Here is a 25,811-nt window from a genome sequence, read left to right on the forward strand (position 1 = left end):
GGACCATCGATGAGGATCACACTGCGTCTCGCGGCCGCGCTGCTCGCGGTGTCATCGATGGCTGCGGCGGCGACGGGGGCGGGGGCTCCCGTCGCCGCGCAGACTGCGCAGGCCCCTGCCGGCTATGATGCGCTGGTTGCGCTCTATCAGGCGTTTCGCGCCTTCGTACCGCCGCCGGTGGTGAAGGACGTGCCGGATTATTCGCCGCCGGCGATGGCGCGGCACTCTGCCGAACTGCAGCGCTTCCAGGCGCGGCTCGCGGCGATCGACGACAGCGCATGGCCGATCGCCCAACGCGTCGATTACATGGTCGTACGCGCCGAAATGCGCGGGATGGAATTCCAGCACCGCGTCGTCGAGCCGTGGAAGCGCGATCCGGCCTTCTATTCCACCACCAATCTCGGCTTCGGCCCGAAGATGCATGGCGCGATCGCCATCCCGACGCTGCCGATCGCAACGGAGAAGGCGGCCGAGCTGGCCCGCCGGCTGGACGCGGTGCCCGAGGCGCTGCGGCAGGCACGGGCGAACCTGACCGACGCGCGCGGCGACCTCGCCCGCCTCGCCATCGCGCAGAAGCAGGTCGAGGTGAACGTCTATGGCGAGCTCGCCGCGGCGGCCGCCAGGGTGCAGCCGTCGCTGGTGGCGCCGGCGAAGCGCGCGCAGGCGGCGGCCGCGTCGTTCAAGGCCTGGCTGGAGGGCATCGAGGCCGGGCTGCCCGCGCATGGCGGCGTCGGGCGCGACAATTATGCCTGGTATCTGCGCAACGTGCTGCTGCTGCCCTACACGCCCGAACAGATCGAGCTTCTCGGCGAGCGCGAATATCAGCGGCAGGTGGCGTTCCTGAAGATCGAGGAACATCGCAACCGCGCGATTCCGATGCCGGAGCCGGTGAAGACCCGCGAAGCGTTCGACGCCAAGCGCGCCGGGGAGGATGCGGACCTGCTGCGCTTCCTGCGCGACGGGCAGTGGATGACGATCCCTGACTATGTGAAGCACGATCCGGAAGAGGGGCCCTATATGTTCCCCTTCGAGAAGGATCCGTCGCGGCCCGGCCTGTTCGACCCGCCGCTGAACCTCCATTTCTTCTTCCAGAGCGAGTTCCGCGACGGCCGCCCGCTGCGCGCGCACAACCTGCCCGGCCACGCCTTCGACGCGCTGCAGGCGGCGCGCGACACGCGGCCGATCCGTGGGCAGCAGCGGCTGTTCTTCGTCAACGGCCTGCGCAACGAGGGCTGGGCCTTCTATCTGGAGGAATTCATCCTGCAGGCGGGGATGCTGGCGGATCGGCCGAAGACGCGCGAGATGGATTATATCCTCGGCGCAAAGCGCGCCGCGCGGATCCTGCCCGAACTCAGGATGCAGTCCAACGACTGGACGTGGAAGCAGGCCAACGCCTCGCTGATCGCGCGCACGCCCAAATGGATGAAGCCGGGCGACGCGGTGGCGCAGTTCGATATCGAGCTTTACCTGCGCCAGCCGGGCTATGGCATCGGCTATTACATGGGCAAGCTGGAACTGGAAAAGCTGCTGGCCGACGTCGCGATGCACGAGGGCGACGGCTTCGACATCAAGCGCTTCCACGACACTTTCCGCGCCGCCGGTTCGATCCCGATCGCGCTGATCCGCTGGGAGATGACGGGCGACGACAGCGAGATAAGGACGCTGCGCGACCGAGATTGAGGCCGGGCGCCATCATTTCTTCCCCGAGCTTTGCTTGGGGAGGACGTCGCTGGCGCCAGCGCCGATGTGCGACCGCGATGGGGCAGCGATACTTTCCTGCCCCGAGCCCCTAGTGAACAACCGGCCCCGCCCGTTCCGCCAGCCGCGCGACAAGGCCAGCGGCGATTTCGCCGAAGGCGCGCGGTTCGGGGCGGTCGCGCCGCTGTCGGGTGAACTTCCGCTTCCGTCCGGGAATTGCGTCGAGGATCATCCTGGCCTCCATCGTTCTCTATTTGTTCTAGCGCGTCTATGCCCGGTTTGCAAGGGGATTGACTCTAATTCTATATAAGTAGACTTATTGCGCATGACCCGAAGCCGATCTCCTTCGCCCGCGACGCGGACATTGCTTGCACTGCTTGTGGAGGCGGGGGAGGGCTGGTCGCACGGTTATGACCTCGCGCGCCTGTCCGGCGTCAAATCGGGCACGCTCTATCCGATCCTGATCCGGCTGGAGGCGCAGGGCCATCTCGAGGCGCAGTGGATGCCGCCCGCGGAGCCGGGGCGGCCGGCGCGGCATGCCTATCGGTTGACGCCGGCCGGCCGCCGGTTCGCGCTCCAGAACCCGGTTGCGTCGCCGCAGCGCGGCCATGCCCCGCTTTCGGGAACCCCCGCCCGATGACTGCGTGCTTGCGCCTGCTCGCCGTCGCCATGGTCCGTCTTGCCGCGCGCCTGCTGCCGGGTGAGATGCGCGAATGGGGGCAGGCGATGCGCCATGAGGTGGCGGCGATCGGCGATGGCGGGGCGGCACTGCGCTTCGCATTCGGGTGCCTGGGCTTCGCATCCGGCCGCGCCATCCTGGCGGGTGCCGGCGCGCGCCCGCGCCGGACGGCGGCGGTCTGCGCAGTCGTCGCCACCGCATCGGGGCTGGCCTATCTCGCGATCGCCGGCGCGCCGTTGCGCTACATCCAGATGAACCTCGCGGCGCTGATCGTCGGGCTGGCGGTCGCCGCGGTGTTGGCCCCACGGCTGCGGGCGATGGCCGGCGCGGCGGGGGCGGCGCTGCTCCTGCTTCTCGCACTGCCGCTTGGCGTGAGCGTGAACGGCGCAACCCGCTGGCTGGCGCTGGGCGGGGTGATCGTCCAGCCCAGCCTGATGCTGGTGCCGCTGGCCACGCTCGGCTTCGCGCGAGAGCGCAACGGCGTGACGGCCGCGGCGATGATCGTGCTTGCCGGCGTGCTTGCCGCGCAGCCCGACCGGGCGATGGCGGGCGCGCTCGCGGCGGCGATGCTGGTGATGGCGCTGCGCCGGTTCGGGGCGTGGAGCGCAGCGGCGCTCGCCGCGGCGGCGGCGGCCTTTCTGGTGACGATGCTGCGGCCCGATACCCAGCCGGCCATGCCCTATGTCGACCGGATCATCGGGTCATCCTTCGCGGTCCACCCGCTGGCGGGGGTGGCGGTGATCGGCGGACTGGCGGTGATGCTGCTGCCGGCCGTGCTCGGCTGGCGCGCCGGCCCGCGCGACCGCGATCTGCACGTGGTGTTCGGCGCGGTGTGGATCGCGATCATCCTGGCGGCGGCGCTGGGCGATTATCCGACGCCGCTCGTCGGCTATGGCGGCAGCGCGATCATCGGCTACGCGCTGTCGCTGGCGGGGTTGCCGGGCAAGCGCGCGCGCGGCGGCGTCGCGGCAAGCGATCTTCCTCCCCGGCGGCCGGCGTCGGAAAGCGGGACCGCTGCCGAACGGCGGTGGTGGCAGGGCCGGCGCCGAACCGTTCCGATCACGCCATGCTAGCGGAGCGTTGGCCGGGGCGGCTCCGCGCCTCCCGTTGATCGCGCGCTCCCGTCGCTCGGCGGGGAGGCGGTTGCCCCCCCCAAGATTAGGTCCAATGCCGGCCCATCCGCGGCTGCGCAGCACCGGCTTGCCCTTGCGCAGCCGCGCCCACCGGGCCCAAGGTGCGGCTGCATGCGCAGAAGAAAGATCCTGTTCGTCGCGACAGTCCTGGCGGTCTGCGCCGGCATTGCGCCTCTCGTCGTTGCGGCGCATGTGGCGGAGACGCGTGCGCTGCGGGCCGAACAGGATTCTCTGGCCGCCAACGCCCGCCGGGCGATGCGCGGCGCGAACCTGAATCTCCAGCAGGCGGAACAGGGGCTGCGCGCGATCGAGAAGGAGCGCTGGCAGGGGTGCTCGCCGGGGCATATCGCCCGCATGCGCCAACTCGCGGTCGACAATCCGGTGATCGACGAGGTCGGCTATTATCGGAACGGCCGGCTCGTCTGTACGAGCTGGGGCACGGTGGAGACGCTGGTCCTCTATGGCACGCCCGATCAGATACGCCCCGGCGGCTTCGCGCTCTTCGCCAGCGTGAAACCGCAGGTCAGCGGCGCCGGGGCGGTGGCGGTGCTGAGCCATCGCAGTCACAATGTACTGATCGCGCGCGAGCGGCTGGTGGATGTGCTGACCAATCGGCCGATCACGCTGGGCATCGCCACCAAGGAGGGGCGCCTGATCGCCGCGGCCGGTGCGGTCGATGCCGGGATCTTCCACCAGATCGTGACGGGCGTGACCGAGGGAGCGGACGACAACCGCCTGTTCGTCGCGGTGCACGACAACCAGCTGGTCGCGTTCGCTATCGCAGATCGCGCGTCTTTCCTGGGGCGGATCGATCAGGAGCGCCTGGCGCTGCTGCCCATCGCGCTGCTGGTGTCCATGATGCTGATCGGGCTGATCGCCTGGGCGGCGCGGCTCCGGCTTTCACCCGATCACGCGCTGGCAGTCGCGATCCGCAAGCGCGAGTTGGTCGCCCATTACCAGCCGATCATGGACCTGGCGAGCGGCCGGTGCGTGGGAGCCGAGGCGCTGATCCGCTGGCCCCTCCGGGATGGCGCGCACGCGATGCCCGACCTGTTCATCCCGCTGGCGGAAAAGACGGGGCTGATCGCGGCGCTGACCGACCTGATGATCGAGCGGGTGGTCGAGGATCTGTCGCCGATGCTCAACGCCGACCGCTCGGTGCATGTCGGGATCAACATCGCCGCGGAGGATTTCGACAGCGGGCGCTTCCTGCCGGTGCTCGCGCAGGCGCTGGAGCGCTCGGGGATCCAGCCCGCGCAGATCTGGATCGAGGCGGTGGAGCGCGGCTTCATCAACACCCCGGCCGCGCGGCGCACGGTGGAGACGGCGCGCGCCGCAGGCCACCTCGTCGCGATCGACGATTTCGGCACGGGCTATTCCAACCTGTCGCTGCTGGAGGCGCTGCCGCTGGACGGGCTGAAGATCGACAAGTCGTTCATCGACGCGATCGGCCGCAATGCCGCGACCAGCGTGGTCACGCCGCACATCATCGAAATGGCGCACAGCCTGGGCATCACCATCGTCGCCGAAGGGGTGGAGACCGAGGCGCAGGCGACCTATCTGCGCGACGCCGGCGTGCAGTTCGCGCAGGGCTGGCTCTATTCGCCTGCACTGCCCGCCGATGCCTTCATGTCCTTCCATCACCAGTGCAACGGCGGCGTGCCGCCGAGCACGCTGCGGTCGGTGGCCTGATCATCGCGCGCCTCTGGCAATACGGGGGTGGCGTACATAGATCAGTGGCCAGCTGAAACGGAGTTCGCCGATGGCCGCCTTCTCGATCCTCGATCTCGTCCGCGTTACCCAGGAAACCGACGCGCGCGGGGCGCTCGACAATGCCCGCGACCTTGCGGCGCATGCCGAGAATTGGGGCTATACGCGCTTCTGGGTGGCCGAGCATCACAACATGCCCGGCATCGCCAGCGCGGCGACATCGGTGGTGCTGGCGCATATCGCGGCGGGCAGCAGCCGGATCCGCATCGGTGCCGGCGGCATCATGCTGCCCAACCATGCGCCGATCGTCATCGCCGAACAGTTCGGCACGCTCGAACGACTCTATCCCGGCCGGATCGACCTCGGGCTGGGCCGCGCCCCCGGCACCGACCAGGTGACGGTGCGGGCGCTGCGCCGCACATTGTCCGGCACCGACACCTTCCCGCAGGACGTGCGCGAACTTCAGGCCTATTTCGCGGATCTGGACCCCGGCCAGCGCGTGCAGGCGGTGCCCGCGGCGGGCACGCATGTGCCGCTGTGGATCCTCGGCTCCTCCACCTATGGCGCGCAGCTCGCCGCGGCCTATGGCCTGCCCTATGGCTTCGCCTCGCACTTCGCGCCGGACCTGCTGATGGAGGCGCTGTCGATCTATCGCCGCCGCTTCGAGCCCTCCGAACAGCTTGCGAGCCCTTATGCGATGGTGGGCGTCAACGTGATCGCCGCGGAGACCGACGCGGAGGCGAAGCGCCTCGCGACGACGCAGCAGATGTCGTTCGCGGACCTGTTCCGCGGGGCGCGCGGGCTCAGCAAGCCGCCGATCGACGATATCGAAACCTACTGGTCCCCCGCCGAACGCGCGCAGGCGCGGCAGATGCTGGCACGCACCGTGGTCGGCTCGCGCCAGACCGTGCGCGACGGCCTCGCGCGGCTGATCGAGGAAACGGGTGCGGACGAGCTGATGATCGTTTCCGACGTGTACGACCATCAGCAGCGGCTGCGCTCGTTCGAGATCATCGGCGAGGCTGCGGCGGACCTGCGGACCGCGGTGGCGGCGTAGGACAGCGGTGGCGTTGGAGGAAACAAGCCCCTCCCTTTTAGGGGCTATCGGATTCACACACTGCAGGACGAGCGCGCAGATATGTCCTCCCCGGAACGGGGAGGGGGCGAGATGGGGTCGATCGTGCCCCCGGCACGATCTTGGATTGCCGGGGGCAATCCAACCCCACTCGCGCGCGCCAGCGCGTGGTGGAGGGGCCGGCGCCGAAGCATTTGATCTCTCTACGGCACGAGCGAGCAGGTCCGAGCCAGCCCCTCCACCACCGGCTTCGCCGGCGGTCCCCCTCCCCGAGCAGAGCTCGGGGAGGAACATTCGGCCCTCCGCCCTGATGTGTGAATGCCATAGCCTCTGAAGAGGAGGGGCTAAACGGTGCCCATCAACCGCTCCGCCAGATAATCCACGAACACGCGGACCCGCGCCGGGATCGTCGCGCCGCCGACGAACAGCGCGTGGAACGGTTCATGGTCGCCGGGATTATAGTCGTCCAGCAGCGTCACCAGCCGGCCCGCCGCCAGGTCCGCCTGGATATGGAAGCTGCCGACACGGGCGATGCCAACGCCGTCGCGGGCGAGCTGGACGACGGTATCGCCATTGTTGGCCTCGACATTGCCGGTGACCATCAGCTCGAAATCGCGGCCGTCGCGGCGAAACGGCCAGCCGGGGCGGGTACGGCGGAAATTGAAGCCGAGGCAGTTGTGGCCCCGCAGCAGATCCTCCGGCTGCCTCGGCGTGCCGTGGCGGGCGAGATAGGCGGGGGAGGCGATGATGCTGCGCATGCTGCCGCCCAGCCGCCGCGCCATCAGCCCGCTGTCCGCCAGCGGCCCCACCCGGATGGCGACGTCGGCGCGGCCCTCGGTCAGGTCGATCACGGTGTCGCTGAGGCTGATGTCGACGAGGATTTCGGGGTAGCGCGCGAGGAAGTCGCTGAGCAGCGGCACGATCACCAGCTGTCCATAGGTGAAGGCGACGCTGACCCTGAGCCGCCCGCGCGGTGAGGCCTGCTCGGCGATCGCCTGCTCGGTCTCGTCGATGTCGCGCAAGATGCGCAGCGCGGCGCGGTGGTAGGTCTCGCCCTCCGGCGTCAGGCTGATCGTCCGCGTGGTGCGGATCATCAGGCGGATGCCGAGCCGCGCCTCCAGCCGGGCGATCGCCCGGCTGACGCCCGACGGCGTCAGCTTCAGCTCGCGCGCCGCTGCCGAGAAGCTGCCGGTGCGCGCGACGCGCACGAAGATGTCCATCTCGCCCGGCCGGTCGCCGCCTTGTCCGATCATCTGTGCCTTCCAGTCAAAGATGCTTCGCGACCTCCGCCTCTAATCCGCGCGCGCCGTCCGGTCCATCTATGCGCCAGTTCGAATGGAGGCAGGAATGAAGGTTTTCGTGACGGGCGCCAGCGGCTTCATCGGCGGCGCCGTGGCCACCCGGCTGGTGCAGGCGGGGCACGAGGTGCGCGGGCTGGTGCGGTCCGCGGCCAAGGCGGATGCGGTGCGCGCCTTCGGTATCGCGCCGGTGTCGGGCACGCTCGACGATCATGCGCTGCTGGCGCGCGAGGCGGCGGCGGCGGACGCGGTGATCAACGCCGCGAGCAGCGACGATCGCGGTGCCGCGGACGCGCTGATCGGCGCGCTGGCGGGCAGCGGCAAGGTGCTGATCCATACCAGCGGCACCAGCATCGTCGGCGACGAGGCGATGGGCGAACCCTCCGACGCGGTGTTCGACGAAGCCGCGCCGCTCGCGCCCGAGCCCGACAAGGTCGCGCGCGTCGCGCTTGACCGCGCGGTGCGCGATGCGCCCGGAATCCGCTCGATCGTGCTGTGCAACAGCCTGATCTACGGCGACCCGATCGGCCCCGACGCGGCGAGCGTGCAACTGCCCCGGCTGATCGCGCAAGCGCGCGAGACCGGCGTCGCGCGGCATATCGGCCGCGGGCTCAACCGCTGGTCGACCGTCCACATCGCCGACGTGGCGGACCTTTATCTGCTCGCGCTGGAAAAGGCGCCCGCGGGCACCTTCGCCTATGTCGAGAGCGGCGAATCCGCGTTCCGGGACATGGTGCAGGCGATCGGCGAGACGCTGGGGCTGGGCGATGCGCAGCCGATGGACGGCGAGGCGGCGGTGGCGCGCTGGGGCCGCGAGATGGCGGTGTTCGGGCTTGGGTCCAACAGCCGCGTGCGCGGGCACCGCGCGCGGGCGCTCGGCTGGGCGCCGAAGCACGACTCCGCCGAGGCGTGGATCCGCGCAGCGCTGGCGCCGGCGGGCGCGGCATGAAATCCAACCCCGCGATCGTCGCGCTGTCGTTCGGCGCCTTCGGCATCGGCGTGACCGAGTTCGCGCCGATGGGGATGCTGCCGGGGATGGCGGCGGACCTCGGCGTTTCCATTCCGGTCGCGGGGTTGCTGGTCAGCGGCTATGCGGCGGGCGTGATGCTCGGCGCACCGTTCATGACGCTGGGCACCACGCGGATGCCGCGCAAGACGCTGCTGATCGCGCTGATGGGCATCTTCACGATCGGCAACCTGCTGTCGGCGCTGGCGGGCAGCTATGGCCTGCTGCTGTTCGCGCGGGTGGTGACGTCGCTCGCCCATGGCGCCTTCTTCGGCGTCGGTTCGATCGTCGCGGCGAGCGTGGTCGCGCCCGATCGGCGCGCGGGGGCGGTCGCGGCGATGTTCATGGGGCTCACCATCGCCAATGTGCTCGGCGTGCCGGCGGCGGCATGGGTGGGCGAGGCGGTCGGCTGGCGGGCGGTGTTCTTCGCGATCGCGGCGGTGGGCGTGCTGGTGATGCTGGCGCTGGCGAAGGCGCTGCCGCAGGTGGCGGGCGCTGGCGAGATCGACGTGCGGCGGGAACTGCGCGTGATGGCGGATCGCCGGGTGCTGACCGCGCTCGGCGTCACCATGCTGCAATCCGGCGCGATGTTCACCGTCTTCACCTATATCGCGCCGATCCTGCGCGATGCGACGCACGCCTCCACCGCGTTCGTCAGCGCGATGCTGGTGGTGTTCGGCCTGGGGCTGACTTTGGGCAACTGGCTGGGCGGGCGTGCCGCGGACAAATCGGTGCGACGCACGACCATCGTCGGGCTGGTGAGTCTCGCCGTGCTGCTGCTGGCGTTCGCGGTGACGATGCACTGGCCGGTGCCCGCAGCGATCTCGATCTTCCTGTGGGGTGTGGCCACCTTCGCGCTGATCCCGCCGCTGCAGCTCAGCGTGATGCAGGCGGCGGGCGATGCCCCCAACCTCGCGTCTTCCACCAACATCGGCGCGTTCAACCTGGGCAATGCGCTGGGTGCCGCGGTGGGTGGCGCGGTGATCGGTGCGGGGCTCGGCTATCCGGCGGTGGCGGTGGCGGGCGCGGGGATGGCGATCGCCTCGCTGCTGCTGCTGCTGGGCATGACGGCGGCCGACGCCGGCTCGCAACGCGCGGTGGCGCGGCCGTGCTGATGCGCTAAAGGGGCGGCAGGATCGATCGCAGGACGTGCACCATGGCTTCGCTACCGCCTCATCTGCTGGAACTGGAAGAGCTGCTGCTGCAGTTTCCCGAGGACTCGGAGGCGTTGCTGCTGAGCGGCGTCGACGGGCTGCTCGCGGCGGTGGCGCTCAGCCCCGATCCGATCCCGCCCGAAGACTGGATGGGGCTCGTCGCGGACGATGTCGATCCCGCGACGTCGTTCGACGATGCCGAACTGGCCCGCATCCAGGAACTGTTCGTCCGCCACGCCGCCGATGTCCGCGCCGCGATCGCGCGCGATCTGTTCGAGCCGATCTACGCGATCGACAGCGACGAGGCCGTCCTGTGGGAAGCCTGGATGGATGGCTTCCACCGCGGCCTGTCGGCGCGCGGCGAGGCATGGGAAGCGCTTGCCCATGACGACGATCCCGACGTCGCGGTGATGTTCGGCGATCTCGGACAGTTGGTGATGGTGGCGATCGACCCCGACTATAAGGATTATGATCCCGAACTGATCGACGAGGCGGAGGCCATCATCCCCGAACTGGTCGCCGGCCTGCACGCGCTGCGCGTCGACCGTATCGGCCCGCTGCTGCCGCGCGGCGAACCGGTGCGCAGCAGCAAGGTCGGGCGCAATGACGTCTGCCCGTGCGGATCGGGGAAGAAGTACAAGAAATGCTGTGGAGCGGCGGCTTAGGGAAGCCGTGTCTTGCGCGTGGTTCGTCGCGCGGGGCGTCGGGGGACGGGGTAGCCTAGACCAGCTCCTCGGCGACGGCCTGATGGACGGTCCGCACCGTCGGCTGGAAGCCGAGGCCGCGGGCCAGCGCCGCGTCGATATGGAGATGCCAGGGATTCTCCATGGCTGCGGATGACGACGCCATGGTGCCGCCGGCGAGGCGGACGAGTTCGTAGATCGTGGTCGGCGCCTCGTCGGCGATGTTGACGGTACGGCGGTCGAAGCGACCGGCCAGCGCCATGTCCACCGCGGCGGCGATGTCGCGGTGGTGGACCGTGCTCATCCGCTGCGCGGGGTGGAAGGCGAAGGCATCGAGATGCGCGGGCAGCATCGCCAGATGGCCGTCGCCATCCCCATAGACGAACGGAAAACGCAGGATCGACCAGACGAGGCCGCTCGCGCGCAGCGCCTCTTCTGCGGCGACCTTGCTCGCCGGATAGGCGAGGTCGGGCGCGACGATGTCGGTCTCCCGCCCGGGATGCGGACTGGTCCGGTCATAGACATGCGCCGTGCTCGCCATGACGAAGCGTGCGGTCGGCGCATGCGCCTGCACGGCGGCGATCAGCGCCTTGGTCCCATCGCGGTTGCTCTTCCAGATCAGCGCGTCGTCGCTGGTGCGGAACACCGCGGCGAGATGGACGATCGCCGAAACGCCGCTGACGGCTTGCGCGAGCGATTCGGGATCGAGCAGATCGCCTTCGATGGCGGACACGCCTGCCGGCATCTGCCGGTCGCCGCGCACGAGCACGCGGCAGTCCCCCCGCGTCGCGGCGATGCGGGGCAGCAGCCGTTCGCCGACGAGGCCGGTGGCGCCGGTGATGAGAATGGTCATGCGGTTTCTCCGTTGAGGCGCCGGTCGAGACGCTCGGTTGCGGTTCGCAGCACGCGCACCGCGATGGCGATGTCGGCATCCGGAATGCCGGCGAAGGCCGCGTCGCGGATGAAGCCGAGATCGGGCAGGTCATGCCACAGCCGCTCGCCCCCGGCGGTCAGCCGCAGTTTTTTCTGGCGCTGGTCGACACTGTCCGGCTCCTGCCGGACCAGTCCCTTGCCGACGAGCGCGGTTATGATCGCGCTCAGCGTCGCGCGCTCGATCTGCAGCGCGAGCACCAGATCGCGCTGCATCGTCGGCCCGGCGGTGGCGAGGTGGTGCAGCACATAATATTGCGTCGCGCCGAGCCCATGGGGCCGCAGCGCATCCTCCATCATCGCGCGCCCGGCAAAATAGCAGCGCTTCGCCCAGGCACCGAGAGCGTCACGGTCGGATCCGGGGGTGGATAGTTTGTTAGGCACCTGACAATAATGTTAGGAGGCAAACATATTGTCAAGCGCGATGTTCCCGTTGCCGCCTACGGCCGATGCGCCATATTTCGGGGACATAATACGAAACTCATGCGAGCCGATGCCGGCGCCCGCTGCGGTGCGGAGTTTGGTATTATGTCCCCGAAATAGAGGATGTCCGCCGCTCAGAGTTTAGTATTGTGTCCCCGATATAGGCGGCCTCAATGAAAAAGGGCGGCGCCATCGGCACCGCCCCTTCCCGTCATTGGCGTCCGATCAGCGGATCGGGCAGTTCGGGTCGAGCCGCATATCCAGATAGCGGTCCACCGAGCCCATCAGGTCGACCATCTCATGCTCGAAGAAATGGTTCGCGCGCGGGATGGTGTCGTGGTGGATGGTGATGTGCTTCTGCGTGCGCAGCTTGTCCACCAGCTTCTGCACGGCACCGGGCGTGACCACCTCGTCGCCGTCGCCCTGGATGATGATGCCCGACGAGGGGCAGGGCGCCAGGAAGGTGAAATCATACATGTTCGCGGGCGGCGCGATCGAGATGAAGCCGCGGATTTCCGGGCGGCGCATCAGCAGCTGCATGCCGATCCACGCGCCGAAGCTGAAGCCGGCGATCCACGTCGACTGCGCCTCGGGATGGATCGACTGGACCCAGTCGAGCGCCGACGCAGCGTCGGAAAGCTCGCCGACGCCATTGTCGAACACGCCCTGGCTCTTGCCGACCCCGCGGAAATTGAAGCGCAGCGTCGCGAAGCCGCGCTTCACGAAGGTCTGGTACAGCGCCATCACGATGCGGTTGTTCATCGTGCCGCCGCCCTGGGGGTGCGGGTGGAGGATCATCGCCAGCGGCGCGCGCGGACGGGGACCTGGGTTGAAACGGCCTTCGAGACGCCCTTCCGGGCCGGGGAAAATTACTTCGGGCATCGAACCTGCTATCAAGACTGACCGGGCCGGGAACGGCCGGATGCGCACGGGGCTGTGCACGCGCGCGGCAGCCTATATAGAGACGTCGTCCCTGTAAGCAATCTTGTGGGCATCGTACCGGGTTGGCAGACCGTCTCTATCTCGATCATGCGGCGACGACGCCCATCCTCAAGGCAGCGCGCGACGCCGTGTTCGAGGGTATGGAGCGCTGGGCCAATCCCTCATCGCCGCATGGCGAGGGGCGCAAGGCGCGCGCCGCGCTGGAGGATGCGCGGCGGCGGATCGCGGCGTCGCTCGGCTGGACGGGCGAGCTGGTCTTCACCAGCGGCGCCAGCGAGGCGATCGCCATCGCGCTCGGCCGCGCGGTCGCGGATGCGCGGCTGATCTCCACCGTCGAGCATGATGCGGTGCATCGCGCCGCGGGCGAGGCGTTCGTGGTGCCGGTGGGCGGCGACGGCACGGTGGCGCCCGACGCGCTTGCCGGCCGGCTGGGGGCGCTGGCCGCGCGCCAGCCGCTGGTCGCGATCCAGTCGGTCAACAACGAGACGGGGGTGATCCAGCCGCTCGACCGGCTGCTGCCGGTGGTGCGCGCGGCGGGCGGGCTGCTGTTCGCAGACTGCTCCCAATCCGCCGGCAAGGTGGCGCTGCCCGAGGCGGACCTGATCGCGATTTCGGGGCACAAGCTGGGCGGGCCGCCGGGCATCGGCGCGCTGCTCGTCAAGGATTTCGGGATGCTCGCCCCCAGCGGCGGGCAGGAACGCGGCTATCGCGGCGGCACCGAGAACCTTCCCGCGGTGCTAGGCTTCGCCGCCGCGCTCGAGGCGAGTCGCAACTGGGTGGCGCGCGCGGGCGAACTGCGCGCGCACATGGATGCGGCGATCGAGGCGGCAGGCGGCATGGTCGTCGCGCGCGGCCCCGATCGGCTGCCGACGATCGCCAGCTATCGCATGCCCGGCATGGCGGCGAGCGCGCAGCTCATCCAGTTCGATCTCGCCGGCATCGCCGTTTCCGCCGGCAGCGCCTGTTCCTCGGGCACGTTGCGCACCAGCCATGTTCTCGCGGCGATGGGCTGGTCCGATGCGGCGGCCGGCGAGGTGGTGCGCGTGAGCTTCGGGCCGGATACCGGCCGCGCCGACATCTATCGCTTCGTCGAGAATTGGCGGCGGATGGCGAAGGAAGCGCGGGCGCGCGCGGCATGACCGCGCCCGTCTATCTGGATTATCAGGCGACCACCCCGCTCGCGCCCGAAGCGCTGGCGGCGATGCTGCCGTGGCTGGAAAGTCAGCACGCCAACCCGCACAGCGCTCACCCGCCCGGCCGCGCCGCGCGCGCCGCGGTGGAGGTGGCGCGCGATGCGGTGACGGCGCTGCTGCCGGCGGGCGGAACGCTGAGCTTCACCGGCGGCGCCACCGAATCGCTCAACTGGGCGCTGAAGGGCGTGGGACCGGGCACGATCGTCACGATCGCGACCGAACATGCCGCGGTGCTCGATACGGTCGCGGCGCTCGCCGCCGCCGGCCGGCCGGTGACGGTGCTGCCGGTGGCCGCGGACGGGCTGGTCGATCTGGACGCCGCCCGCGCGGCGATCGTGCCGGGGGTGGCGCTGGTCGCGGCGATGCTGGTCAACAACGAGATCGGCGTCATCCAGCCGATCGCCGAGCTGGCGGCGCTGGCGCACGCGGCGGGGGCGCTGATGCTGTGCGATGCGGTGCAGGGCTATGGCCGCCTGGCCGTTCCCGAGGCGTGCGATCTCGTCGCGATCAGCGCGCACAAGGTGCACGGCCCCAAGGGCATCGGCGCGCTGTGGATCCGCGACGGCGTGGCGCTGGCGCCCTTGCTCCACGGCGGCGGGCAGGAAGCGGGCGGCCGTTCGGGTACGCTCAGCCCGGCGCTGTGCGCCGGCTTCGGCGCCGCCGCGCGGCTGATGGCGGAGCGGCGGGATAAGGATGCGGCGCATGTCGCCGCGCTGTGGGGGCGCGCGCGGGAAGGCTTTGCGGATTGGGCGCTCAACGGGTCGGCAGGGGCGCGCTACCATGGCAATCTCAACATGCGCCGCGCCGGCGTGGATGTCGCGCGGCTGATGTCCGAGGTGCGCGGCGTCGCTTTCTCGGCAGGATCGGCCTGCGCCAGCGGATCGGGGCGGCCGAGCCATGTGCTGAAGGCGATCGGGCTGGCCGATGCCGCGGCGCGGTCGAGCATCCGGATCGGCTTCGGCCGCTATACGACGATCGACGAGATCGACCGCGCGGCGGCGCTGATCGGCGCGGCGGCGGAACGGCAGGGGGTGCAGGCGGCGTGATCCGGGTTCGTTTCGTCAGCGCCGACGGCAATCATGTCAGCGAGGTCGATGCGCCGGCGGGCGAGCGCCTGCTCGACGTCGCGCAGGCGGACGGCCAGCCGCTTGAAGGCACCTGCGAAGGGCAGATGGCCTGTTCCACCTGCCATGTCATCGTCGACCGCGAGGATTTCGCGAAACTGCCCCGCGCCAGCGAGATGGAAGAGGATATGCTCGACCTCGCCGCGGGCGCGGGCCGGACGAGCCGGCTGGCGTGCCAGATCTTCCTCGACGCGGGCTGGGAGCAGCTGACGGTGCGCGTGCCCGGCGAAGTGCGGAACATGCAGGGGCGTTGACAGGCCGGGGCGGCGGTGGGGCGGGCGATAGCGCGTGGCGGAGGGGCGGGCTCGGACCCTATCGCGCCGATGTCCTTCGATCGAAATGGTTGGGCGCCGGCCCCTCCACCACCGGCTGCGCCGGTGGTCCCCTCCCGAGTTGAGCTCAGGGAGGGCATATGGGGGTCTTGCCCTTCGCGTAAGCTTCGCCCATATGCGCCGCGGGAGTCGGGCGGACGGTACTGTCGCCAACCCGGTCAGATCCGGAAGGAAGCAGCCGTAACGAATTCGTCCCGGGTCGTTCCGGCTCCCACCTCCGAATGCCTTCGATAAGATTCTCGATGGAGCCCGCCATGATCGATGTGCAGCTCCGCGAAGAGGATGTCGTCGCTGCATCGCGCGCGCATTTTCGGCTCCAGCTCACCAATCCCGTCTTCCTCATCGTCTTCGGCCTGATGATCCTCATACTTGGTGCGGGGATAATCATCGAACTCGCCGCAGGCCGGCTCGATCTGTTCCTGTCGGGCGCTCTGGCCTTCATCGTCCTGATGCTGGCGCTGCTCTGGTTCTGGACGGTGCCGCGCACCGCCCGGCGTGCGTTCCGCCAGCAGGCCGGGTTGCGCTATCCCACCAGCTACGAATGGGATGAGGCACAGTTCCGGGTGCGTTCGCAGGCCGGCGAATCGCGGCTGTCATGGGACGATATCTTCGCCTGGCACGCCACGCCCGACATGATACTGATCTATCTCAGCGGCAATCTCTACCATCTGGTGCCGGCGCGCGTCTTCCCCTCGGCCGACGAACGCGCGGTGCTGGAAGGCTTGCTGGCCGGGCATGGCGTGCCGACGCGCCGGGCGGGCGGGCGCAAAAGTTGATGCCGTCCCGCCCGGTCCGCGACCGATCGGGAAAGGGCTCGCTCAGGCGCCGCGCGGGCTTGTCATGAGAAGGTTTCGACAAGCCGCCTCCGCCTCCCTATCCTGATATCCGATGTCCGAATCCCAGCAGCCCTATCGCGTCCTCGCCCGCAAATATCGTCCGCAGACCTTCGCCGAACTGATCGGCCAGGATGCGATGGTCACCACGCTCGGCAACGCGATCAAGCGCGGCCGGCTGGCGCATGCCTTCCTGCTCACCGGCGTGCGCGGGGTCGGCAAGACCTCGACCGCGCGGCTGATCGCCAAGGCGCTCAACTGCATCGGGCCGGACGGGCAGGGCGGCCCCACCATCTCGCCATGCGGCGTCTGCGAGCCCTGCATCGCCATCGCCGAAGGCCGCCACATCGACGTGATCGAGATGGACGCCGCCAGCCATACCGGCGTGGACGACGTGCGCGAGATCATCGAGGCGTCGCGCTATGCGGCGGTCTCCGCGCGCTACAAGGTCTATATCGTCGACGAGGTCCACATGCTGTCGAAGAACGCGTTCAACGCGTTGCTGAAGACGCTGGAGGAGCCTCCGGCGCATGTGAAGTTCCTGTTCGCCACCACCGAGGTCAACAAGGTGCCGGTGACGGTGCTGTCGCGCTGCCAGCGCTTCGACCTGCGCCGCATTTCCGCCGAGCTGCTCGCCGCGCATTTCCGCCGGGTGGTCGAGGCCGAGGGCGTGGTCGCCGAGGATGAGGCGCTGGCGCTGATCGCGCGCGCCGCGGAAGGGTCGGCGCGCGACGGCCTGTCGATCCTCGACCAGGCGATCGCGCATGCCGGGCTTGAGGGCAATGCGGGCGTGAGCGCCGCGCAGGTGCGCGACATGCTCGGCCTTTCCGATCGCGGCGCGGTGCGGCGGCTGTTCGGGCTGCTGATGGCGGGCGATGCCCCAGCAGCGCTGCGGCTGCTCAACGATCAATATGATCTGGGCGTCGATCCGGTGGCGGTGCTGCGCGATCTGCTGGGCGTCGTCCATGGCGTCACATTGGTGCGCGTGGGCGTGGCCGCCGATCCGGCGCAGTCCGCCGAGGAGCGGGAGGCGTTCGCCGGCTGGGCGACGCAGCTTTCCTTCGCGTCGCTGCACCGTCTGTGGCAGCTGATGCTCAAGGGGCATGATGAGGTGACCCGCGCGGCGTTGCCGCTCGAGGCCGCCGAAATGGCGCTGCTGCGCGTGATCCACGCCGCCGAGATGCCCGATCCGGGCGAGTTGGCGAAGCGGCTGCTGCGTGGCGAGATGCCGGGGCTGCCGCCTTCGGGGGGCGCGCCGGTGTCGGGTGGCGGATCGCCGCCGCCGTCCTCATCGTCCGCCGCGCCCGAGGCACCCGCCGCCGCCCCGCCGCCGCGATCCTTCGCGCCCGAGCCGCCGCCGCCCTGGGATCAGGCGCCGGATGGCCCGCCGGCCTGGGAGGAGGAACAGGCGCCGCCGCCGTCACCGCCCCCGTCACCACCGCCGGCCGCCGAACCCGCCGGCCCCGCCTTGCCGGCCGATTTCACCGCGCTGGTGCGGATGCTGGGCGATGGCGGCAAGCTGCAGCTTCAGCAGCAGGTCCACGATTATATGGGGCTGGTGCGCTTCGCGCCGCCCGAACTGGTGCTCAAGCCGTCGCGCCCGGTGCTGCCGGATTTCGTGCGCCAGCTTGCCGAGGCGCTGAAGGCGACGACGGGCGCCGTGTGGAAGGTCTCGCTGGGCGAGGGCCAGGCGGAGCCGACCCTGCTCGACCAGGAGCGCATGCGTGAAACGGCGGCGCGCGATGCCATATTGGCGATGCCGCTGGTGCGCGCGACGATCGAGGCCTTTCCGGAGGCCGAACTCATCCACCCCTATCCGTTGGAAGCAAGGAACGGAACGTTATGAAGGATTTGAACGACATTCTCGCCATGGCGCAAAATGTGCAGGCGGAAATGCAGAAGGCCCAGGCCGCGCTCGACACGATCGAAGTGGAAGGTGCCGCCGGCGGCGGTCTCGTCAAGATCAAGGCGACCGCCAAGGGCCGGATCATCACCGTCGATATCGATCAGTCGCTGCTGGCGCCGTCCGAGAAGCAGATGCTCGAGGATCTCGTCGCCGCCGCGATCAACGATGCGCGCGCCAAGGCGGACGCCGCCTCGAACGCCGAAATGAGCAAGATGACCGCCGGGATGCCGCTGCCGCCAGGGTTCAAGCTGCCGTTCTGAGAACATTCGACCGATTTCGAGCAATGCACCATGGCCGGTGGCGCCGCTGCCGGCCATGGTGCAAGGGCTGGATTGTGCGCCGCAAGGTGCAATTCCATTATAGGCCGAGTGGGATGTTTTGTTTGCATCCAGCGACTTAGTCGGAACCGGGATTTCTTCTGTCCGTTCGTGATTGAGGAGGTCCCAATGGCAAACACGTATCGCCTGCGCGAGCAGGCTTTATTTCCCAAGCCCGCGCAGCGTTCCCACAAGCCGCGCATTCGTCTTTTGTCCCGCGACGATGTCGATCCGCCGGCCGGCGGCGGCGCATTCCTTATCGCCGCGTCCGCGGTGGCCGGTTTTGGCGTATGGGCGGCTTTGCTTTCCGTCATTCTCTGACGCGCACTCTGACGCGCAGGCCGATCATGCTCAGCGCAGGCAGCTATCCAATCCGTCGCGTCTGACGACGCCGATACGTGCCGTGATCGAATTCCCATAGCGGCGGGTAAACCCGCGCGGGCCGATCGCGTTGCGCTTCTTCGGCAGCGGCAGCACCGCGGCGATGCGGGCAGCCTCGCTCGTGCTGAGCCGGCTGGCACCATGGTTGAAGTAACGCTGCGCTCCGGCATTGGCGCCATAGGTGGCGATGCCGGTTTCGGCGACGTTGAGATAGACTTCCATGATCCGGCGCTTGCCCCAGATCCACTCGATCAGCAGCGTGAAATAGGCTTCCAGTCCTTTGCGGAAATAGCCGCCGCCCTGCCACAGGAAGACGTTCTTGGCGGTCTGCTGGCTGATCGTCGATCCGCCGCGGATCCGGCCGCCCTTGCGGTTGCTGAGATAGGCCTTTTCGATCGCCTGCGTATCGAAGCCACCATGAACGCAGAACTTGGCGTCTTCCGCGGCGATCGCCGCGCGTGCCATGTCGGGATCCATGACCGACAGGCTCATCCAGTCCTTCGAGATGCTGCGGCCGCCGGCGATGTCACCGATCATCGTCCAGGTGATCGGCGGCGGCACGAAGCGATAGACCGCCACCATCAGGATCGACAGCAGGACCCACAGCACCACCGCCTTGATCAGCAGCATCAGGATGCGGGCGGGGAAGGAGCGTTTGCGAGCCTTGGCCATGGCTCGCGCCTACCAAGCGATTGCGGCTTGGTGAAGGTGGGAGATGAACTCGGGAGGGAACGGCGCAAGATTCGCTCCCCGACGCTGGGCGCCGGGGAGGAGAAAGTCGCTGATCCTACGACGCGGGCAGAAGCCGGCGTTCGCCGGCGATGCGCATCATCGCCTTCTGAAGCTTGTCGAACGCGCGCACTTCGATCTGGCGGACCCGCTCGCGGCTGACGCCATAGACCTGGCTCAGTTCCTCGAGCGTCTTGGGCTCTTCGGCCAGCCGGCGCTCGGTGAGGATATGCTGCTCACGGTCGTTGAGCGCGTCCATCGCTTCCAGCAGCATGTTGTGGCGGACGTCCTTTTCCTCGGACTCGGCCAGCCGCTCATCCTGCAGCGGACCGGTGTCCGCCAGCGCATCCTGCCACTGGCCTTCGCCATCCTCCCGCAGCGAGACGTTGAGCGAGGTATCCCCGCCCATCGCCATGCGGCGGTTCATGCTGATCACATCCTCCTCGGTGACGCCGAGGTCGGTGGCGATCTTGAGGACGTCTTCGGGGCGCAGGTCGCCATCCTCGAACGCGTCGATCTGGTTCTTCATCCGGCGCAGGTTGAAGAAGAGCTTCTTCTGCGCGGCAGTAGTGCCGATCTTCACCAGGCTCCACGAACGCAGGATGAATTCCTGGATCGAGGCGCGGATCCACCACATCGCATAGGTCGCGAGGCGAAACCCGCGATCGGGCTCGAACTTCTTCACGCCCTGCATCAGGCCGATATTGCCTTCGGAGATCAGCTCGCTCACCGGCAGGCCATAGCCGCGGTATCCCATCGCGATCTTCGCGACGAGCCGCAGGTGGCTGGTGACGAGCCGCGCCGCCGCTTCAGGATCCTGATGTTCCTGAAAGCGCTTGGCGAGCATATATTCTTCCTCCGGCGTGAGGAGGGGAAACTTCCTGATTTCCGAAAGATACCGGTTCAGGCTGGCTTCCCCGCCGAGGGCGGGAATCGTGGCGGGCATGTTGCCGCCGCTGCCGCTGCCTGCGTCGAAGCTGCCATTGTTTGCCATGATGCCTAACTCCCTGGTCGCACTGCGGCGACTCTTCGCGACGTGTATATCAGCTTATACCGAAAGCTTGTTGAACAGTTCCTGCATGTCGGACGGAATTTCGCTTTCGAACGACAAAGCGTGACTATGGATGGGGTGGATGAAGCCCAGGCCGGCGGCGTGGAGCGCCTGCCGTTCGAACCCCAACCGCTTGAGCAACTCGCGATGCGCCGGCTTGGCGCGGCCATAGACCGGGTCGCCGAGCAGCCCGTGGCCCAATGAACTCAGATGCACGCGCACCTGGTGGGTGCGCCCGGTTTCCAGCCGGCATTCGAGCAGCGCCGCATCCGCCAGCCGCTCCAGCAGCCGGTAATGCGTCACCGCGCGCTTGCCGCGGCCTTCGCCCACGATCGCCATCTTCTTGCGATCATGGACCGAGCGGGCGAGCGATGCATCGACTGCGCCGGCGGGGGGATTGGGCCGGCCGCTGACGATCGCGAGATAGCGCCGGTCGATGCTGTGCTTCGCGAACTGCGCCGCAAGCCCCTCATGCGCCCGGTCGGTCTTGGCGACGACGAGCAGCCCGGACGTATCCTTGTCGATCCGGTGGACGATCCCCGGCCGCGCGACCCCGCCGATGCCCGAAAGCTGGCCGGCGCAATGGTGGAGCAGCGCGTTGACCAGGGTGCCGTCGAGATTGCCCGCCGCCGGGTGGACGACGAGACCGGCGGGCTTGTCGACCACCAGCAGATGCTCGTCCTCGAACGCGATCACCAGCGGAATGTCCTGCGCCTCGTTGTGCGCGGGGCGGGGAGCAGGAACATGGATTTCGAACTCGTCGCCGGCGCGCGCCTTGATCGCCGGATCGCGCACCGCGGTGTCGCCCTGCAGCACTTGTCCCGCCGAAATCAGTGATTTGAGCCGTTCGCGAGACAGGGCCGGCACCGCACCGGCGAGCGCGCGGTCGAGCCGCCAGCCATCCGACCCGGGCTCGATGCGTGCGGTGACCGTGGAAACCCCCGAATTCATCGCCTAGCTAGATGGGCATGCGGGTCGAAATTTCAAGGTCGCTGGTCGATGAACTCCTGCGCGCGGCGGCGGCGTCGCCCGGGGCGGAGATCTGCGGGCTTCTGCTGGGCGGGGCGGGGCGGATCGAGGCGATCCTGCCCGCCGCCAACGTCGCGGCGGACCCGGCGCACCGCTTCGAGATCGATCCCGCCACGCTGTTCGCCGCGCACCGCGCCGCGCGCGCCGGCGGGCCCCGGATAATCGGCCATTATCATTCGCACCCCACCGGGTCGGCGGAGCCCAGCCCGCGCGATGCGGAGCAGGCGATCGGCGGCGAATATTGGCTGTTGCTGGGCGGCGGCGCTGCGCGCCTGTTCGTCGCGACTCGGGTCGGCGCGATTGCCGGGCGGTTCGAAGCCGTGGCGATGGCGCATTAGCGTGCATCGCTTGCATCCGCCGCAGGCTGCGCCCAGAAAGACGCCCCCGCCGCCCATTTCCCCCAATCAGCCGGACGTTCCCTGTTCATGATCACTGCCGTCGAACTCGCCAGCCTGCTTTGCTCCCGGCTCTGCCACGATCTGCTGAGCCCCGTCGGTGCACTCACCAACGGCATCGAATTGCTGGCCGACGAGCGCGATCCCGAGATGCGCGCACGCTGCATGGACCTGCTGGCGGACAGTGCGCGGGCGTCGGCCGCCCGCCTCAAATATTTCCGCCTCGCCTTCGGGGCGGCCGGCGGGTTCGGCGAGACCATCGACGCGCGCGAGGCCAAGGCGGCGATCGAAGACCTGTTCTGCCGGGACGGCCGCATCGCGCTCGACTGGATGCTCGAGCAGGATATCGGCCGCACGCCGCTGAAAGTGCTGATGAACCTCGCGCTGATCGCCGGCGAGGCGCTGGTGCGCGGCGGGCGGATGAGCATCGCCGCCGAGCGGGCGGGGCTGCAGACCGAGATCGTCGTGCGCGCCGAAGGCCCGCGCTTCGCGCTCGATCCGGCGCTGCGCCATGCGCTGGAGAATGATCTGACCGACGTCGCGGTGATCGCGCCGCGCGCTGCGCCGGCGGTGCTGGTGCGCACGCTCGCGCGCGAGAATGGCGGCGCGGTGCTGGTTTCGCACCCGCAGGAACCGGCGCTGCTGTTCGGCGCGATGATCGGGCCGCCGGTGGGCTGAGCGGGCTCCAGAATCGGGATTCCTTGGGGCCCGGCTTTGGGTTAGTGCGGATGGGCGCGGCGCTGCCGCGTGGCCAGGGGGCTATGGGGAAGAAAGCGCGCACATGGTATCGCCAATGATCGAGACGCCTTCCCCCAATTGGGATGAGCGCTCGCTGCCGATTTCGATGCTGGTGCTGCACTATACCGGCATGCAGAGCGGGGCGGAGGCGATCGCGCGGCTCGCCGATCCCGAGGCCAAGGTCTCGGCGCATTATGTGATCGCCGAGGACGGCCAGATCGTCCGCATGGTGGCGGAAGACAAGCGTGCCTGGCACGCCGGCCGTTCGTGGTGGCGCGGCGTGACCGACATCAACAGCGCCTCGATCGGCATCGAGATTGTCAATCCGGGGCATGAGTTCGGCTATCGGCCCTTCCCCGAGGAGCAGATCGACGCGCTGGTGCCGCTGGTCGGCGCGATCGTCGGCCGCCACGGCATCACCCGCGGCAACATCGTCGGCCATTCGGACATCGCGCCGGCACGCAAGCGCGATCCGGGCGAACTCTTCCCGTGGCACCGGCTGGCGCGCCTGCGGCTGGCGCTGCCGCGGCCGACGAAGAATCTGATGGACCCCAATTGGACCGACGGCGGCTTCCTGCTGGCGCTGGAACGGTTCGGCTATGACGTTGCCGACAAGATGGCCGCGGTCGTCGCCTTCCAGCGCCGCTTCCGTCCGGAACTGATCGACGGCGAGATCGACGGCGAATGCCGCGCCATCCTGCTCGCGCTGCTGCTGCCCAAGCCGCAGGGGGATGATTGACGCCGATTTTTTCCTCGCCGCGCGGAGCGTCGGCAAGGAAAAGAGCAGGCCTCAATCGAACAGCTGCCCGCCCTTGATCATCCGCAGCACCTTGCCCTGCACGGGCAAGCCATCGAACGGCGTGTTGCCGGCGGTTGCGGCGAGGCGGTTGGTGTCGACCAGCCACGGCGTTTCCGGATCGAACAGGATCAGGTCCGCGGCGGCGCCTTCGCGCAGCACGCCGCCCTCCACGCCCAGCAGCTGGGCCGGGTTGGTCGAGAGCAGGCGGAACAGGCGTTCGATCGCGATCAGCCCGTCGCGCACCAGCGCGAGGCCCATCGGCAGCAAGGTTTCCGCGCCCGCCATGCCGGGGGCGGAATCGGCGAAGGGCAGGCGCTTGTCCTCGGGGCCGCGCGGGTCGTGCGCGGAGCACAGCACGTCGATCGTCCCGTCCGCCACCGCGGCGAGCGCGGCCTGACGATCCGCCTCGTCGCGCAGCGGCGGGGAGAGGTGGGCGAAGGTCCGGAAGTCGCTGACCGCAATGTCGGACAGATGGAGGTGCGCCGGGCCGATGCCGCAGCTGACCTTCTGCCCCGCCGCCTTGGCGGCGCGGATCAGGTCGAAGCCGGCGGCGGTGGTCACCTGGCGGAAGTGGATCGGGCACTCGGCCTCGCGCGCCAGCCACAGGTCGCGCGCGATCGCGATCGCCTCGGCGATGGCGGGGGCGGAGGGCAGGCCCAGCCGCGTCGCGGTTTCGCCCGCGGTCGCCACCGCGCCGCCGGTGAGGCCGCCATCCTCGGCATGGGCGATGAACACCAGATCGTGCGCGGCGGCATAGCGCAGCGCGCGCAGCATGATCGCGGAATCGGCGATCCATGTGCGGCCGCTGGAAACCGCGCGGGCGCCGGCGGTCTTCATCAGGCCATATTCGGCGAGTTCGCGGCCCTCCAGCGCGCGCGTCGCCGCGGCGATCGGGTGGATCCACAGGTCGGGCTTGCCGGCTGCGGCGGCGCGCTGGACGAGGCCGGGGCCGTCGAGCGGCGGTGCCTGGTCGGGCATCAGCCCGGCACGGGTGATGCCGCCGGCGCGCATCGCCGGCAGGTCGATCGCGAAGATGCCGAGGTCGACGATGCCCGGCGCCACCATCGCGCCGCGGGCATCGAGCACCTCCAGGCCGGCGGGCACGTCGATCGCGCCGACCGCGGCGATGCTGCCGTCGCGGATCAGCACGCCGCCCTGCGAGACGCCGCCTTCCGGATCGACGATGCGCGCGTTGAGGATCGCGCGGCTCGTGGTCAGGCCCATCCTTCGACCCCCCGGCGCTTGCGCGTCAGCACGTCGAGGCAGGCCATGCGCACCGCCACGCCCATCTCCACCTGCTCGGTGATCGCCGAACGCGCCTTGTCGTCCGCCACGCTGCTGCTGATCTCGACGCCGCGGTTCATCGGCCCCGGATGCATCACCAGCGCATCGGGCCTGGCATTCTTCAGTCGCTCCGGCGTCAGGCCCCAGAAGGCGTGGAATTCGCGGGGGGAGGGGATGAAGCCGCCGGCCATTCGTTCGTTCTGCAGTCTCAGCATCATCACCACATCGGCATCGGCGATGCCGCGATCGAAATCGGTAAAGGGCGTCACCCCGAGTCGCTCGACCGCAGGCGGCAGCAATGTGGGCGGGCCGACGACGCGCACCTGCGCGGCGAGCGCGGTCAGCGCGAGGATGTTGGAGCGCGCGACGCGGCTGTGCATGATGTCACCGCAGATCGCCACGGTCAGCCCGGCGATACTGCCCTTGCGGCGGCGGATGGTCAGCGCGTCGAGCAGCGCCTGGGTAGGGTGTTCGTGCCAGCCGTCGCCGGCGTTGAGCACCGGGCAATCGACCTTGTCGGCGATCAGCCGCACCGCCCCCGAGCTCTGGTGGCGGATGACGATGCAGTCGGCGCGCATCGCGTTCAGCGTCACCGCCGTGTCGATCAGCGTCTCGCCCTTCTTCACGCTGGACTGGGCGGCGTGCATGTTGACCACGTCGGCGCCCAGCCGCTTCCCCGCGATCTCGAACGACAGCAAGGTGCGCGTGCTGTTTTCGAAGAAGGCGTTGATCAGCGTCAGGCCGGCCAGCCGGTTGTCATGCTTGGTCTTGCCGCGGTTCATCTCCACCCACTGCTCGGCCTCGTCGAGCAGGAAATGGATCTCGTGCGGCTGCAACCCGGCGATGCCGGTGAGGTGGCGATGGGGGAAGGCCTGGCTGCCCACCAGGCCATGATAATCGCGGGGGACGGGGGTCGTCATCGGCTGTGGGCGTTAGCGCCACCGGCCCCCAAGCTCAAGCCGCGCTTGA

General features: G+C 69.1%; 28 protein-coding genes and 1 other RNA gene. 19 read left to right on the top strand and 10 right to left on the bottom strand.

Features of this window, described 5'->3' with window-relative positions; genetic code table 11:
- The first annotated feature begins 9 nt into the window (after positions 1-9).
- Positions 10-1,680, top strand: a complete 1,671-nt coding sequence (locus tag NX02_RS04575; protein WP_025291015.1) for a DUF885 family protein — start codon at positions 10-12, stop codon at positions 1,678-1,680.
- Between the two features lie 109 nt (positions 1,681-1,789).
- Here the strand turns inward: NX02_RS04575 and NX02_RS32205 are convergent, their stop codons facing one another.
- Positions 1,790-1,930, bottom strand: a complete 141-nt coding sequence (locus tag NX02_RS32205; protein WP_158013911.1) for a hypothetical protein — start codon at positions 1,928-1,930, stop codon at positions 1,790-1,792.
- 93 nt (positions 1,931-2,023) lie between these two features.
- Between NX02_RS32205 and NX02_RS04580 the strand changes: the two genes are divergently transcribed.
- The 4 genes from NX02_RS04580 to NX02_RS04595 all read left to right on the top strand — a co-directional run bounded on the left by NX02_RS04580 (position 2,024) and on the right by NX02_RS04595 (position 6,277).
- Positions 2,024-2,338 carry a PadR family transcriptional regulator gene (locus NX02_RS04580; RefSeq protein ID WP_025291016.1) on the top strand — a complete coding sequence of 105 codons (315 nt, stop codon included), beginning with the start codon at positions 2,024-2,026 and terminating at the stop codon, positions 2,336-2,338.
- Entirely contained in the window at positions 2,335-3,450 is a 1,116-nt protein-coding gene (locus NX02_RS04585; RefSeq protein ID WP_158013912.1) for a hypothetical protein, read from the top strand. Before NX02_RS04580 ends, NX02_RS04585 begins: the two co-directional genes overlap by 4 nt.
- Before the next feature lie 171 nt (positions 3,451-3,621).
- Positions 3,622-5,202, top strand: a complete 1,581-nt coding sequence (locus NX02_RS04590) for an EAL domain-containing protein (protein ID WP_025291018.1) — start codon at positions 3,622-3,624, stop codon at positions 5,200-5,202.
- Between the two features lie 70 nt (positions 5,203-5,272).
- Positions 5,273-6,277: an LLM class flavin-dependent oxidoreductase gene (locus NX02_RS04595; RefSeq protein ID WP_025291019.1), complete on the top strand. Its 1,005-nt coding sequence runs from the start codon at positions 5,273-5,275 to the stop codon at positions 6,275-6,277.
- Positions 6,278-6,639: 362 nt separating this feature from the next.
- Here NX02_RS04595 and NX02_RS04600 read toward each other — a convergent pair whose 3' ends face one another.
- Positions 6,640-7,548, bottom strand: coding sequence for a LysR family transcriptional regulator (locus tag NX02_RS04600; RefSeq protein ID WP_025291020.1), 909 nt, complete (start codon positions 7,546-7,548; stop codon positions 6,640-6,642).
- A gap of 94 nt (positions 7,549-7,642) precedes the next feature.
- On the opposite strand from NX02_RS04600, the gene NX02_RS04605 reads away from it, so the two are divergent.
- From NX02_RS04605 to NX02_RS33525, 3 genes are read left to right on the top strand one after another with little or no spacing between them, the layout of a single operon-like run.
- A complete protein-coding gene (locus NX02_RS04605; protein ID WP_025291021.1) occupies positions 7,643-8,542 on the top strand; it encodes an NAD-dependent epimerase/dehydratase family protein in 900 nt (299 codons plus the stop codon).
- Positions 8,539-9,714, top strand: a complete 1,176-nt coding sequence (locus tag NX02_RS04610; RefSeq protein WP_025291022.1) for an MFS transporter — start codon at positions 8,539-8,541, stop codon at positions 9,712-9,714. Before NX02_RS04605 ends, NX02_RS04610 begins: the two co-directional genes overlap by 4 nt.
- Positions 9,715-9,755: 41 nt before the next feature.
- Entirely contained in the window at positions 9,756-10,418 is a 663-nt protein-coding gene (locus tag NX02_RS33525) for a UPF0149 family protein (protein WP_025291023.1), read from the top strand.
- A 55-nt stretch (positions 10,419-10,473) separates the two neighbouring features.
- Here the strand turns inward: NX02_RS33525 and NX02_RS04620 are convergent, their stop codons facing one another.
- From NX02_RS04620 to NX02_RS04630, 3 genes are all read right to left on the bottom strand, one after another.
- Complete coding sequence (locus NX02_RS04620) at positions 10,474-11,289, bottom strand: NAD-dependent epimerase/dehydratase family protein (protein WP_025291024.1); 816 nt, start codon at positions 11,287-11,289, stop codon at positions 10,474-10,476.
- Entirely contained in the window at positions 11,286-11,750 is a 465-nt protein-coding gene (locus NX02_RS04625) for a MarR family winged helix-turn-helix transcriptional regulator (protein ID WP_025291025.1), read from the bottom strand. Before NX02_RS04625 ends, NX02_RS04620 begins: the two co-directional genes overlap by 4 nt.
- 264 nt (positions 11,751-12,014) lie before the next feature.
- On the bottom strand, positions 12,015-12,671 hold the full coding sequence (locus NX02_RS04630) for an alpha/beta hydrolase (protein WP_025291026.1): 657 nt from the start codon (positions 12,669-12,671) through the stop codon (positions 12,015-12,017).
- A gap of 122 nt (positions 12,672-12,793) precedes the next feature.
- Between NX02_RS04630 and NX02_RS04635 the strand changes: the two genes are divergently transcribed.
- The 8 genes from NX02_RS04635 to NX02_RS04665 all read left to right on the top strand — a co-directional run bounded on the left by NX02_RS04635 (position 12,794) and on the right by NX02_RS04665 (position 18,757).
- Positions 12,794-13,870: a cysteine desulfurase family protein gene (locus tag NX02_RS04635; protein ID WP_025291027.1), complete on the top strand. Its 1,077-nt coding sequence runs from the start codon at positions 12,794-12,796 to the stop codon at positions 13,868-13,870.
- Complete coding sequence (locus NX02_RS04640) at positions 13,867-14,970, top strand: cysteine desulfurase family protein (RefSeq protein WP_039997109.1); 1,104 nt, start codon at positions 13,867-13,869, stop codon at positions 14,968-14,970. The genes NX02_RS04635 and NX02_RS04640 overlap by 4 nt, the downstream gene beginning before the upstream one ends.
- Positions 14,967-15,302: a 2Fe-2S iron-sulfur cluster-binding protein gene (locus NX02_RS04645; RefSeq protein ID WP_025291029.1), complete on the top strand. Its 336-nt coding sequence runs from the start codon at positions 14,967-14,969 to the stop codon at positions 15,300-15,302. Before NX02_RS04640 ends, NX02_RS04645 begins: the two co-directional genes overlap by 4 nt.
- 199 nt (positions 15,303-15,501) lie before the next feature.
- Positions 15,502-15,599, top strand: an RNA gene (gene ffs, locus NX02_RS31305) — signal recognition particle sRNA small type.
- Between the two features lie 35 nt (positions 15,600-15,634).
- A complete protein-coding gene (locus NX02_RS30580) occupies positions 15,635-16,156 on the top strand; it encodes a YcxB family protein (RefSeq protein WP_158013913.1) in 522 nt (173 codons plus the stop codon).
- A 112-nt stretch (positions 16,157-16,268) separates the two neighbouring features.
- Positions 16,269-18,059: a DNA polymerase III subunit gamma/tau gene (locus NX02_RS04655; protein WP_025291031.1), complete on the top strand. Its 1,791-nt coding sequence runs from the start codon at positions 16,269-16,271 to the stop codon at positions 18,057-18,059.
- Positions 18,056-18,379: a YbaB/EbfC family nucleoid-associated protein gene (locus tag NX02_RS04660; protein WP_025291032.1), complete on the top strand. Its 324-nt coding sequence runs from the start codon at positions 18,056-18,058 to the stop codon at positions 18,377-18,379. The genes NX02_RS04655 and NX02_RS04660 overlap by 4 nt, the downstream gene beginning before the upstream one ends.
- A gap of 186 nt (positions 18,380-18,565) precedes the next feature.
- Positions 18,566-18,757 carry a hypothetical protein gene (locus NX02_RS04665; protein ID WP_025291033.1) on the top strand — a complete coding sequence of 64 codons (192 nt, stop codon included), beginning with the start codon at positions 18,566-18,568 and terminating at the stop codon, positions 18,755-18,757.
- 30 nt (positions 18,758-18,787) lie between these two features.
- Here NX02_RS04665 and mtgA read toward each other — a convergent pair whose 3' ends face one another.
- From mtgA to NX02_RS04680, 3 genes are all read right to left on the bottom strand, one after another.
- Positions 18,788-19,489: a monofunctional biosynthetic peptidoglycan transglycosylase gene (gene mtgA / locus NX02_RS04670; protein WP_025291034.1), complete on the bottom strand. Its 702-nt coding sequence runs from the start codon at positions 19,487-19,489 to the stop codon at positions 18,788-18,790.
- 115 nt (positions 19,490-19,604) lie between these two features.
- On the bottom strand, positions 19,605-20,540 hold the full coding sequence (gene rpoH / locus NX02_RS04675; protein ID WP_025291035.1) for an RNA polymerase sigma factor RpoH: 936 nt from the start codon (positions 20,538-20,540) through the stop codon (positions 19,605-19,607).
- Positions 20,541-20,594: 54 nt separating this feature from the next.
- A complete protein-coding gene (locus tag NX02_RS04680; protein WP_025291036.1) occupies positions 20,595-21,548 on the bottom strand; it encodes an RluA family pseudouridine synthase in 954 nt (317 codons plus the stop codon).
- 17 nt (positions 21,549-21,565) lie between these two features.
- On the opposite strand from NX02_RS04680, the gene NX02_RS04685 reads away from it, so the two are divergent.
- The 3 genes from NX02_RS04685 to NX02_RS04695 all read left to right on the top strand — a co-directional run bounded on the left by NX02_RS04685 (position 21,566) and on the right by NX02_RS04695 (position 23,498).
- Positions 21,566-21,964, top strand: coding sequence for a M67 family metallopeptidase (locus NX02_RS04685; RefSeq protein WP_025291037.1), 399 nt, complete (start codon positions 21,566-21,568; stop codon positions 21,962-21,964).
- Positions 21,965-22,051: 87 nt separating this feature from the next.
- Complete coding sequence (locus NX02_RS04690; RefSeq protein ID WP_025291038.1) at positions 22,052-22,699, top strand: histidine phosphotransferase family protein; 648 nt, start codon at positions 22,052-22,054, stop codon at positions 22,697-22,699.
- Between the two features lie 115 nt (positions 22,700-22,814).
- Positions 22,815-23,498: an N-acetylmuramoyl-L-alanine amidase gene (locus tag NX02_RS04695; RefSeq protein WP_425424032.1), complete on the top strand. Its 684-nt coding sequence runs from the start codon at positions 22,815-22,817 to the stop codon at positions 23,496-23,498.
- A 51-nt stretch (positions 23,499-23,549) separates the two neighbouring features.
- On the opposite strand, the gene NX02_RS04700 is transcribed toward NX02_RS04695, so the two are convergent.
- Together NX02_RS04700 and NX02_RS04705 are read right to left on the bottom strand one after the other, a co-directional pair.
- Positions 23,550-24,782, bottom strand: coding sequence for a dihydroorotase (locus NX02_RS04700; protein ID WP_047099736.1), 1,233 nt, complete (start codon positions 24,780-24,782; stop codon positions 23,550-23,552).
- On the bottom strand, positions 24,773-25,762 hold the full coding sequence (locus NX02_RS04705) for an aspartate carbamoyltransferase catalytic subunit (RefSeq protein ID WP_025291041.1): 990 nt from the start codon (positions 25,760-25,762) through the stop codon (positions 24,773-24,775). The genes NX02_RS04700 and NX02_RS04705 overlap by 10 nt, the downstream gene beginning before the upstream one ends.
- Between the last annotated feature and the right edge of the window lie 49 nt (positions 25,763-25,811).

Source organism: Sphingomonas sanxanigenens DSM 19645 = NX02 (assembly GCF_000512205.2).
GTDB lineage: Bacteria > Pseudomonadota > Alphaproteobacteria > Sphingomonadales > Sphingomonadaceae > Sphingomonas_D > Sphingomonas_D sanxanigenens.

Bases quoted from the DNA above. Each gene is read 5' to 3' on its own strand.
- NX02_RS04575 (WP_025291015.1), top strand. From the start codon at position 10: ATGAGGATCACACTGCGTCTCGCGGCCGCGCTGCTCGCGGTGTCATCG.
- NX02_RS32205 (WP_158013911.1), bottom strand. From the start codon at position 1,930: ATGATCCTCGACGCAATTCCCGGACGGAAGCGGAAGTTCACCCGACAG.
- NX02_RS04580 (WP_025291016.1), top strand. From the start codon at position 2,024: ATGACCCGAAGCCGATCTCCTTCGCCCGCGACGCGGACATTGCTTGCA.
- NX02_RS04585 (WP_158013912.1), top strand. From the start codon at position 2,335: ATGACTGCGTGCTTGCGCCTGCTCGCCGTCGCCATGGTCCGTCTTGCC.
- NX02_RS04590 (WP_025291018.1), top strand. From the start codon at position 3,622: ATGCGCAGAAGAAAGATCCTGTTCGTCGCGACAGTCCTGGCGGTCTGC.
- NX02_RS04595 (WP_025291019.1), top strand. From the start codon at position 5,273: ATGGCCGCCTTCTCGATCCTCGATCTCGTCCGCGTTACCCAGGAAACC.
- NX02_RS04600 (WP_025291020.1), bottom strand. From the start codon at position 7,548: ATGATCGGACAAGGCGGCGACCGGCCGGGCGAGATGGACATCTTCGTG.
- NX02_RS04605 (WP_025291021.1), top strand. From the start codon at position 7,643: ATGAAGGTTTTCGTGACGGGCGCCAGCGGCTTCATCGGCGGCGCCGTG.
- NX02_RS04610 (WP_025291022.1), top strand. From the start codon at position 8,539: ATGAAATCCAACCCCGCGATCGTCGCGCTGTCGTTCGGCGCCTTCGGC.
- NX02_RS33525 (WP_025291023.1), top strand. From the start codon at position 9,756: ATGGCTTCGCTACCGCCTCATCTGCTGGAACTGGAAGAGCTGCTGCTG.
- NX02_RS04620 (WP_025291024.1), bottom strand. From the start codon at position 11,289: ATGACCATTCTCATCACCGGCGCCACCGGCCTCGTCGGCGAACGGCTG.
- NX02_RS04630 (WP_025291026.1), bottom strand. From the start codon at position 12,671: ATGCCCGAAGTAATTTTCCCCGGCCCGGAAGGGCGTCTCGAAGGCCGT.
- NX02_RS04640 (WP_039997109.1), top strand. From the start codon at position 13,867: ATGACCGCGCCCGTCTATCTGGATTATCAGGCGACCACCCCGCTCGCG.
- NX02_RS30580 (WP_158013913.1), top strand. From the start codon at position 15,635: ATGATCGATGTGCAGCTCCGCGAAGAGGATGTCGTCGCTGCATCGCGC.
- NX02_RS04655 (WP_025291031.1), top strand. From the start codon at position 16,269: ATGTCCGAATCCCAGCAGCCCTATCGCGTCCTCGCCCGCAAATATCGT.
- NX02_RS04660 (WP_025291032.1), top strand. From the start codon at position 18,056: ATGAAGGATTTGAACGACATTCTCGCCATGGCGCAAAATGTGCAGGCG.
- NX02_RS04665 (WP_025291033.1), top strand. From the start codon at position 18,566: ATGGCAAACACGTATCGCCTGCGCGAGCAGGCTTTATTTCCCAAGCCC.
- mtgA (WP_025291034.1), bottom strand. From the start codon at position 19,489: ATGGCCAAGGCTCGCAAACGCTCCTTCCCCGCCCGCATCCTGATGCTG.
- rpoH (WP_025291035.1), bottom strand. From the start codon at position 20,540: ATGGCAAACAATGGCAGCTTCGACGCAGGCAGCGGCAGCGGCGGCAAC.
- NX02_RS04680 (WP_025291036.1), bottom strand. From the start codon at position 21,548: ATGAATTCGGGGGTTTCCACGGTCACCGCACGCATCGAGCCCGGGTCG.
- NX02_RS04685 (WP_025291037.1), top strand. From the start codon at position 21,566: ATGCGGGTCGAAATTTCAAGGTCGCTGGTCGATGAACTCCTGCGCGCG.
- NX02_RS04690 (WP_025291038.1), top strand. From the start codon at position 22,052: ATGATCACTGCCGTCGAACTCGCCAGCCTGCTTTGCTCCCGGCTCTGC.
- NX02_RS04695 (WP_425424032.1), top strand. From the start codon at position 22,815: ATGATCGAGACGCCTTCCCCCAATTGGGATGAGCGCTCGCTGCCGATT.
- NX02_RS04700 (WP_047099736.1), bottom strand. From the start codon at position 24,782: ATGGGCCTGACCACGAGCCGCGCGATCCTCAACGCGCGCATCGTCGAT.
- NX02_RS04705 (WP_025291041.1), bottom strand. From the start codon at position 25,762: ATGACGACCCCCGTCCCCCGCGATTATCATGGCCTGGTGGGCAGCCAG.